Source organism: Streptomyces sp. NPDC059853 (genome assembly GCF_042731495.1).
Lineage (GTDB): Bacteria > Actinomycetota > Actinomycetes > Streptomycetales > Streptomycetaceae > Streptomyces.
In genome coordinates this window covers 1-7,357 of the sequence record NZ_JBHWJL010000264.1, presented here as the reverse complement: position 1 = coordinate 7,357, position 7,357 = coordinate 1, and the positions used below count along the sequence as shown (strand labels likewise).

9 protein-coding genes are annotated in these 7,357 nt (G+C 75.2%); 4 read left to right on the top strand and 5 right to left on the bottom strand.

Features of this window, described 5'->3' with window-relative positions:
- Positions 1-232: 232 nt before the first annotated feature.
- Positions 233-487 (top strand): hypothetical protein, encoded by a 255-nt coding sequence (locus tag ACFV5N_RS22155; RefSeq protein ID WP_385602569.1) that lies wholly within the window; start codon positions 233-235, stop codon positions 485-487.
- Between the two features lie 62 nt (positions 488-549).
- On the opposite strand, the gene ACFV5N_RS22150 is transcribed toward ACFV5N_RS22155, so the two are convergent.
- On the bottom strand, positions 550-978 hold the full coding sequence (locus tag ACFV5N_RS22150; RefSeq protein WP_385602567.1) for a winged helix-turn-helix transcriptional regulator: 429 nt from the start codon (positions 976-978) through the stop codon (positions 550-552).
- A gap of 74 nt (positions 979-1,052) precedes the next feature.
- Here ACFV5N_RS22150 and ACFV5N_RS22145 point away from each other — a divergent pair, with 74 nt between their 5' ends.
- Positions 1,053-1,901, top strand: a complete 849-nt coding sequence (locus ACFV5N_RS22145; RefSeq protein ID WP_385602564.1) for an SDR family NAD(P)-dependent oxidoreductase — start codon at positions 1,053-1,055, stop codon at positions 1,899-1,901.
- A gap of 25 nt (positions 1,902-1,926) precedes the next feature.
- Here the strand turns inward: ACFV5N_RS22145 and ACFV5N_RS22140 are convergent, their stop codons facing one another.
- Positions 1,927-2,853 (bottom strand): SDR family oxidoreductase, encoded by a 927-nt coding sequence (locus ACFV5N_RS22140; RefSeq protein ID WP_385602561.1) that lies wholly within the window; start codon positions 2,851-2,853, stop codon positions 1,927-1,929.
- Between the two features lie 98 nt (positions 2,854-2,951).
- On the opposite strand from ACFV5N_RS22140, the gene ACFV5N_RS22135 reads away from it, so the two are divergent.
- Positions 2,952-3,533, top strand: coding sequence for a sugar O-acetyltransferase (locus ACFV5N_RS22135; RefSeq protein ID WP_385602558.1), 582 nt, complete (start codon positions 2,952-2,954; stop codon positions 3,531-3,533).
- A 9-nt stretch (positions 3,534-3,542) separates the two neighbouring features.
- Entirely contained in the window at positions 3,543-4,121 is a 579-nt protein-coding gene (locus ACFV5N_RS22130; RefSeq protein ID WP_385602555.1) for a TetR/AcrR family transcriptional regulator, read from the top strand.
- Here the strand turns inward: ACFV5N_RS22130 and ACFV5N_RS22125 are convergent.
- From ACFV5N_RS22125 to ACFV5N_RS22115, 3 genes are read right to left on the bottom strand one after another with little or no spacing between them, the layout of a single operon-like run.
- Complete coding sequence (locus ACFV5N_RS22125; RefSeq protein WP_385602552.1) at positions 4,090-5,322, bottom strand: hypothetical protein; 1,233 nt, start codon at positions 5,320-5,322, stop codon at positions 4,090-4,092. The genes ACFV5N_RS22130 and ACFV5N_RS22125 overlap by 32 nt on opposite strands.
- Before the next feature lie 59 nt (positions 5,323-5,381).
- Positions 5,382-5,960 carry a TetR/AcrR family transcriptional regulator gene (locus ACFV5N_RS22120; protein ID WP_385602549.1) on the bottom strand — a complete coding sequence of 193 codons (579 nt, stop codon included), beginning with the start codon at positions 5,958-5,960 and terminating at the stop codon, positions 5,382-5,384.
- A 32-nt stretch (positions 5,961-5,992) separates the two neighbouring features.
- Positions 5,993-6,994, bottom strand: a complete 1,002-nt coding sequence (locus ACFV5N_RS22115; RefSeq protein ID WP_385602546.1) for an alpha/beta hydrolase fold domain-containing protein — start codon at positions 6,992-6,994, stop codon at positions 5,993-5,995.
- Positions 6,995-7,357: the final 363 nt, after the last annotated feature.

Sequence of the window (7,357 nt, the reverse complement as noted above, 5' to 3'; positions counted from 1 at the left end):
CGTCCGGGCCGCCCGTGGCCCGTACCGCGTCCGCCGCGTCCGCCGCGTCCGCTGTGCCTGCTGTGTCTCCTGCGTCCGCCGTGTCTGCCGTGTCTGCCATGCGTCCAGTCTGCGCCTCACGGGCCGCCCGCGCGGGTGGTTTTCCTCCCGGCCGGGGCGTGCGGCGGTTGCGACGCCGCGTCCTGGCAAGGGTCTTGGCGCACACGGAGCACGTACCGGAGGAGTGAGAGAGATGGCCACCTACGAGACGGAACTGCACACCGGTGGTGGCGGCTGGCAGTCCGACGAGCCGCTGACCATCAGCATCGCCAACCGCGAGAGCGTGGTGCCGGAGAACGGGGCGCCGTCCACCGGTACCACCGTGACGTGGAGCGGCGATCAGGGGAACGGCTCGGTGACGTTCTTCGACGGCGGAACCCGGTTCGAGGGCACGGCCCAGTTCCCGGGTGAGGGGCCGGTCGGCTACCGGGGTCAGCTGGTGGAGTGACCCGGGGCCGTCGGCGGAGACGGCAGCGCGCGGGCCCCGGGGCGGGACAACCCCGGCCCCCTTCAGGCAGCCCCCGCCGCCGCGGCGGCGTGGGCGGCGTGGGCGCGGGCGGCGCGGATCTCCTCGTCGTGGCGCACGGCCCAGTCCGCCAGGGCCGACGGCGGCTCCAGCAGGGTGCGGCCCAGCGGGGTCAGGCTGTACTCGACGCTCGGCGGCACGGTCGGGAACACCTCGCGGTGGACGAGGCCGTCGGTCTCCAGGGTGCGCAGGGTGCGGGTGAGCATGCGCTGGCTGATGCCCTCGATCGAACGGTGCAGCGCGTTGAAGCGGTAGGGGCGGGCGCCGAGCAGGATCACCAGCAGCATGCTCCATTTGTCGCCGACCCGCCGGAAGGTGTCGCTCGCCGGGCAGGCGGCGAGTTCGCCGGCCGGGACGGGCTGCGGCAGGGGGTGGGCGAGGACCGAGGGAACACCGGTGTGCGTACCGGACATCGAACTGCCTTCTTTCGGTCTGCGGGGCGCCGGTCGACGATGGTCGAGCCGATACCGGACACCCGGAGGAATCCATGCCCAGCCGATCACCGAAGACCGTGCTCATCAGCGGAGGCACCGATGGTATGGGCCGGGCGACGGCGCTGGAGCGGCTGGCGCGGGGGGACCGGGTCACGGTGGTGGGCAGCAGCGAGGCCAAGGGGCAAGCCCTGCTGGCGGAGGCGGGGCACGACGAGCGGCTGCGGTTCCTGCGGGCCGATCTGTCGTCGGTCGCGGAGACCGAGCGGGTGGCCGCCCGGGTGGGCGAGGAGTACGGGTCGCTGGACGCGCTGGCGCTGTTCGCGAACCGGGTCCTTCCGAGGCGCCGGGAGACGGCGGACGGCCTGGAGGCGACGTTCGCGCTGTACTACCTCAGCCGCTACCTGCTCGGGCACCGGCTGCGTCCGCTGCTGGAGGAGGCTCCGGCGCCGGTGATCATCAATGTGGCGGGGGTGGGGAACACCTCCGGGCGGATCCACTGGGACGATCCGCAGCTGACGCGGCGTTACGGGCAGGTGCGGGCCCAGTTGCAGGCGGGGCGGGCGAACGACCTGCTAGGGGTGGCGTTCGCGGAGCTGACGGGGAGCCGGGTGCGGTACGTCCTGTATCACCCGGGGTTCACGCGCGGCGGGATCGACGGGCACCCGAACCCGGTGGTGCGCGGGGCCCTGGGGGTGCTGGCCCGGTTCTTCGCCCGGCCGGTGGCCGACGCCGTGCGGCCGGTCGTGGAGTGGATCGACCGGCCGCCGGCACCGGCGCTGTCCGCGATCGACCGGGGCAAGCCGCTCCCCCGGTCCCTGAAGACGCTCGATCCGGGCGCCGCCGCCCGGCTGGCCGCGTACACGGAGGAGGTGCTGGGCGGCCTGGCGGCGGGGCGGCCGTGAACGGGGGCCGGCGGGCGGGGCACCGTCATCCGGCGCGGAAGTAGTGGCCTTCGTCCAGGTCGGCGAGGAGCCCGGGGCGGGTGGGCCGCCACTCCATGAGTTCGCGGGTCAGGGCGCTGGAGGCGGGCTGGTCGACGGAGACGACGCCGCCGAGCCAGCCGAAGTGCCCGGCGGCGTCGGCGGGGTCCACGGAGACGACGGGGACATCGAGGTGACGGCCGATGACCTCGGCCACCTCACGCAGGGGGACGCCTTCCTCGGCGACGGCGTGCAGGGTGGCACCGGCCGGGGCCTGCTCCACGGCGAGCCGGAAGAGGTGCGCCGTGTCGAGACGGTGGATGGCGGGCCAGCGGAAGGCGCCGTCGCCGACGTAGCCGGCCATGCCCTTGTCGCGGGCGATGCCGACGAGGCCCGCGACGAAGCCGGTGTCGCCCTCGCCGTGGTTGGTCCTGGGCAGCCGCATGACGCAGGAGCGGACGCCGCGCGAGGCGAGGGAGAGGACCCACTCGGCGGTGGCGGCCCGGGCCTGGGGGCCCTCGTCGAGGTCGGCGGCGTCCGCCTCGACATCGTGGCCGTCGCGTTCGGTGGCGGGGCGGCCCGCTTCGACCGGCGTGCCCGCGGTGAGGACGAACGGCCGTCCGGTGCCCTCCAGCGCGCTGCCGATGGCCTCGGCGGCCAGCCGGTCGGCGGCCGCGGCGGCCTCGAAGTTGCCGGTGAAGGCGATGTCGTGTTTGAAGGCGAGGTGGACGACGCCGTCGGAGGCGGCGGCCGTCTCGCGCAGCGTGTCGAGGTCGTCGAGGGTGCCGCGCACCACCTCGGCGCCGGCCGAGGTCAGGGCGGTGGCGGAGGCGTCGGAGCGGGCGAGGCCGACCACGTCGTGGCCGGCGCGGAGCAGTTCGGGGACGAGGGCCGAGCCGATCCAGCCGGAGCCACCGGTGACAAAGACGCGCATGTGCCGCTCTCCTGATAGTTTGTCGGGTTTATCGGGTTTGCCCACCGACAGTAACGCAGCGTCCGGTGCCGTCCGGGACCGCGTGTACCCTCGTCCCCGTGTCGAACGATCGATTCGCGGGGGATCCCCGCAGCAATCTGGAGCGGATGCTGGCGGGCGATCTCTACATCGCCGACGACCCGGAGATCGGCCGCCGCCATCAGCGGGCCGTGCGGCTCGCCCACCGGTATCAGAGCGCCTACGTCGAGGACGCGGACAGCGCCCGGCCGATCCTCGCGGAGCTGATCGGTTCGCTCGGCGAGGAGGCGCACGTCGTGCCGCCGCTGTTCGTCGACTACGGCAGCAACATCACGCTGGGGGCGCGGACCTTCGTCAACTTCAACCTCACGGCGCTGGACGTGGCGGCGGTCAGTATCGGCGCGGACTGCCAGATCGGGCCGAACGTCCAGCTGCTCACCCCGACGCATCCGCTGGAGCCCGAGCCGCGGCGCGAGAAGCTGGAGGCGGCCCGGCCGATCACCATCGGGGACAACGTGTGGCTGGGCGGCGGCGCGATCGTGCTGCCCGGGGTGAGCATCGGCGACAACTCGGTGATCGGGGCGGGCGCGGTGGTGACCCGGGACGTACCGGCCAATGTCGTGGCGGTCGGGAATCCGGCCCGGGTCGTGCGGGAGTTGTGAGCCGCCGCCATGGCCACCGGGCACACCGATCCGCAGCGGCGTGACCGCATCATCGAGGCGACGCTCGATCTGATCGCCGAGGAGGGCATCGCCCGGGTCTCGCACCGGCGGATCGCGGCGCGGGCCGGGGTGCCGCTGGGGTCGATGACGTACCACTTCGACGGCATGGACCAGTTGCTGCGGGAGGCGTTCGGGCGGTTCACGGATCGGATGGTGGCGATGTTCGACGCGCATCTGTCCCGGCCGGCCGACCGCGCCCAGGCGCGGGCGGCGGTGGCCGATCTGGTGCACGCGATGTCGGACGGCCCGCCGCGCGATCTCGTCCTCACCCAGGAGCTGTACACGCTGGCCACCCGCCGCCCCGAGTACCGGGTGCTGACCCATGAGTGGATGCGGCGCAGCCGGGTGCACCTGGAGAAGCACTTCGACCCGGACACCGCCCGGCAGCTGGACGCGCTGATCGAGGGGCTGACGCTGCACCGGGCGCTGGCCCGGGAGCCGCACGGGCGGGCGCTGACCGAGGAGGCCATCGCGCGGATCACCGCGACCGGCCGGATCACCGCGCGCGGGCGGCCGCTCCCAGTGTGAGGCCGTCCGGGCGCAGGACGACGGCGCGCGGAAAGGTGCGCCCCAGGAGGGCGAGGACGGCGAGGCCGTCGAGGCCCGCGGTGTCCACGGTGCCGCCGGTGTCCCCGGGCTGGACGAGGTGGGGTGCGCGCAGGACGTCCCAGGCGTCGGCGGGACGGGGGGCCGTCGCGGCGGGGCCGTGGGGGCGGCGGTGGGCGAAGCGGTGGCCGCGCAGGGCCTGGCCGAGGTCGGCGTGCGCGGTGGTGCCGTCGTGGGTCACCTCGATGCGGGCGGTGCGCGCGCCGTCGTGCACCGGTCCCGCCGTGATGCGGCCGGTGAGGGTACGGGGCGCGGGGGCGGGCAGCGGCAGCCGGTCGAGGGGGGTGCGGGGCGCGGCGTCGTAGTCGGCCGGGTCGGGGAGGTAGGTCGCGGTGTGCCGGACGGCGGGGTCGGGCCGCCAGGTGAGCAGATAGCGGGGCGCGGTGGCGGGCGCGGTGTCGAGGACGGCGGGCAGGACGGTGCCGCCGTCGTGGTCGAAGCCGTAACCGGCCGGCCCTCCGGTACCGGTGAGGGTGCGGCGGGCGTGGGCGACGATGCCGGAGTGCCGGATCTGCCGGACGAGGAGTTCGGTGAGGAAGCGGTCGCGGCCGTCCTCGGTGTGCCGCAGGCCGGTGGGGCCGATCCTGACCGGTACGTCCTGCCAGTTGGTGAAGGGCAGCAGGGCGTCGCGGAGCAGGACCGTCTGGTGCAGCCACTCGTTGTAGAGCTGCATGGTGACGGGTCCGCCGCGGCGGCGCAGCAGCAGGTCGGCGGCGGCCGGGGTGAGCAGATGGCCGTAGCAGTGGCTGCGGACGACGAGCGGTCCCGCGGGCAGCGGGACCGGGTCGGTGAGCAGGCGGCGCAGGGCGGCGGTGGACCAGGCGGCGATCTCGCGGCCGATGGCCTGGGCCTGGGCGGCGAGTTCACGGGTGGCGCGGGGGCTGTCGGGTCCCGGGGTGAGCGGCAGGGAGGTTTCCCGGGTGCCGAGGGCGAGGGTGGCGTGGATCTGCTCGTCGAGGACGGGGAGGTCGTCGGGGCGCAGGGCGCCCGCGTCGATGACGCCCTGGAGGAGGGGTTCGGCGGCGGTGGCGAACTGCCGGGCGGTCAGGGTGCCGTGGTCGGGGAAGGTGTGCCAGCGGGAGCCGCCGAGGGGGGCGGGGGCGGGGACGGGGGCGAGGGGCATGGGTTCTCCGGTCTTCTCATGATCTGGATCGTGCGTTACAGATTGCGGGCAGCGAAAGATCAGTCGAGGGCGCCCAGGGCGACCTCCACGAGGGGTTCGAGGGCGCGCACGTCCGGGGTGACCTTGGCGGCGACGAGCAGGCCGTTGAGGAAGGTGACCAGGAAGCCGGCCAGGGTGTACGGGTCGTGCCGGGGGGCGATCTCGCCGCGCTCGGCCGCCGTGCGCAGCAGGTCGGTGAGCGCGTCGCGGCCGGCGTCCTGCATGTCCCGCACCGTGCGGGCGGTCGCCGGGTCGTGCGGCAGGCGCTCGCAGGCGGCGTTGACCGCCAGGCAGCCGCGCCCGCCGTCCCCGGTGGCGATCCGCGCCCGCTCCAGCAGCAGGGTGCGGATCGCGGCGCGGGCGCCGTCGCCCGCCTCCAGGTCGCGCAGCGCGGCGGCGGCGAGGGTGGCGCGGTAGTGGTCGAGCGCGGCGCGGTAGAGGCCGTCCTTGTCGCCGAACGCGGCGTACAGGGAGCCCTGTCCGATGCCCAGGTGCCGGGTCAGGTCGCGTACCGAGGTGGCCTCGTAGCCGCGCGTCCAGAACAGTTCCATCGCGCGGCTCACCGCCGCCTCGGTGTCGAATTCCCGGGTCCGTGCCATGCGGCCGACCCTAACGTATCTGGATCGTACGTTCAAGAAAGCTCGGTGAGGGCGGCGGCGAAGAAGTCCAGCGAACGGTCCACCTCCGCCAGCGACGGGGTGCGGTTCAGATGCCCGTGCGGCATGCCCGCCGCCTGATACGTGCGGACCGGGACGCCGCTCTCGGTGAGCTGGCGGGCCAGCAGCTCACCGGAGGGGCGCAGATCGTCCAGTTCGCTCAGCAGGACAGCGGCGGGCGGCAGCCCGGAGAGGTCCGCGGCGCCCGGCAGCGCGGCGGGCGGCAGGGCGGTCAGCCCGCCGGTGTAGGTGCGCACCATGTCCTCGATGGCGGCGGTGGTGAAGCGCAGCACGGCGGGCAGGTCCCGCATCTGCGCGGCCGTCGCGTCGTCCAGGGCGGGAACCGGGAAGTGCGCGAAGGGGTACGCGAGCAGCAGCGCGGCGGGCGGTACGGGTGCGAGGGCTCCGCCGGTGCCGGTGGCACCGGGGGCGGCCAGGCCCCCCGGGGTCGCCTCGCCCGCCTCGTCGCGGACGCGCAGGGCGGTGGAGAGCGCGAGGGCCGCGCCCGCGCTGGCGCCGCCGAGGGCGGCCGGGCCCCGGTGGCCGGGCCGGTCGGCACCGCCGGTCAGCCACCGCCAGGCGGCCACCGCGTCGTCCACCGGCACGGGGAACCGCACCCCGCCCCCGGCCAGCCGGTAACCCACGGAGACCACCAGCGCCCCGGCCCGCGCGGCGAGTTCGGCGGCGACCAGATGCGCCTCGGGCATGTCCAGGTCACCGGCGGCGAACCCGCCGCCGTGCAGCCACAGCAGCGCCCGCTCCGGGGTCCCTCCGTGCGGCCGGTACACCCGTACCGGGACCTGACCGTGCGGCCCCGGCACGCAGCGGTCCTCGACGGACAGCGCGGGCGGGGACCAGGGGGCCGGGTCGCGGAAGAACTCCTCGAAGCGCCGCTCCACCGCCGGATCGGGCTGCTCCGCCCGGGCGAGACCGTCGATGAGGTGCAGTTTGCCGGCGAGGAAGGGGTCGAGAGGCATGTCGCTCCGTGAAGTCCCGTCGGGTGCGCGGCGGGATGGCCGCGCTCCAGGGTCACACGGCGGAACGGCCCGGCCGCCGCCGGTCCGCCGTACCCGTCCGGCCCGCCGCCCCCCACCGTCGCGCCCCCACCGTCGCGCCGCCGCCGACCGGCCTCGGTGGTCGGCCGTTCCGCACGGCGTCCGGCAGCGGCGCCGACCGCTCAGCCGCGTACCGCGCCGGCCCGTTCCCCCTCCCCCTCCCCGGCTCGTCCCGCCCGGCCCGCGCGGCGGCGGGCGAGCGCGCCGAGCACGATGTCAACAGCCAGGAACGCCACCAGCGACAGGCCCAGCAGCGGAACGAACCACCCCGCCAGCGCGACCACC